Source organism: Rhodoferax sp. ZS1R8 (genome assembly GCF_056521325.1).
On record NZ_JBWMBA010000105.1, the window covers coordinates 1 to 1,250 of the forward strand.

The 1,250-nt window shown below is 65.1% G+C and carries 1 protein-coding gene; it reads right to left on the reverse strand.

The features are described from left to right. A partial coding sequence (locus tag AC097P_RS24160) for a TolC family protein (RefSeq protein ID WP_479612963.1) occupies positions 1 to 1,181 on the reverse strand: 1,181 nt, incomplete at its 3' end. Positions 1,182 to 1,250: the final 69 nt, after the last annotated feature.

Here is a 1,250-nt window from a genome sequence, read left to right on the forward strand (position 1 = left end):
TGGGCGGCGGCCTGGGTCTGGATGGCCAGCAGCAAATCGGTCATGCCACGGGTGCCCAGGGCCTGGCCGGTGCGCGTGGCGGCGAGCGCGCGATTGGCGGCAGCCACGGCGGCACCGCTGCTCTCCATCATGGCCACACCTGCCAGCACAGCCTGGTACTGCGCCTGGGTTTCACGCACCACGCTGCGTTTGACGCTCTCCAGCGTTTGGATCGCAGCATCACGCTGGTGTATCGCCTGGCGCGTTTGTGATTGCGCCCTGCCACCTGCAAACAAGGGCAGGGTCAAGCGCAGTGCCAGCGTGGTGTTGAAGCGCCCGGAGTCCGCACCGGTGGCGCCATTCCCGCTCAGAAGCTGGCTGTCCAGGGCCAGACCCAGAGTGGGCAAATGGCCGGCACGTGCTGCGCCAATACCCTGTTCACTGGCCTCCAGTTGCAGTTGCTGGGCTTGCAGTGTGGCGTTGTTTTGCAGCGCCTGGGCGACCCAGGCACTGGCGTCCTGCGGGGTTGGTAGGCTGGCCTGGAGTTGTGCGGCGAGTGGGTGCAGGTTGCCCGGGGCCTGGCCGGTGATTTGCGCCAGTGCGCCGCGTGTGTCTTGCAGTGCTTCATACGCCTGCACCGTGATGCCGCGGGCCAGTGCGTGGTAGGTGCGTGCCTGGTCGACATCCAACATGGCTGACAAACCCGAGTCATACCGTTTCTGGGCCTGGTCCACCTGCTGGGCAAACGCGTCTTCATTGGCCTGGGCCGTGGTCAACGCGGCCTGGGCCGACAAAACCCCAAAATAGGCGGTGGCCACGCGGGCACACAGGGCTTGTTCGGCCGCGCGCAGGCTGGCGTCTTGCGCCGTGACCAGGGTGTTGGCCGCCTGCACACGTTTGAACTGGCCCAGGTCCACCAGCACCTGGCTGATGTTGCTGGTGACCTCGCTACTGCGCAAACCATTGTTGTTGACCGTGCTGTCACTTGCCTGGAGCGACCACTGGGACAGCAGACCAGCGCGGGCTTGCACGGCCAGTTCGCGCTGCACACCGCGTTGAGAGTCGGCAAAGGCCAACACAGGGTCGGCGGTGCGCGCCTGGGCATAGACCTCCAGCAGGCTCTGCGCCTGAGCGAGCCAGGGCAGGCACAGTGCAGCGACCAATCCAACGCGCACAACGTGGCGTGTAGATACGTGACGCATGGAAACGTAATCCCTGGAAACGTGAAGCATGGTCAAACCACCGCTTCCGCTTCCACATCCAACTGCAGC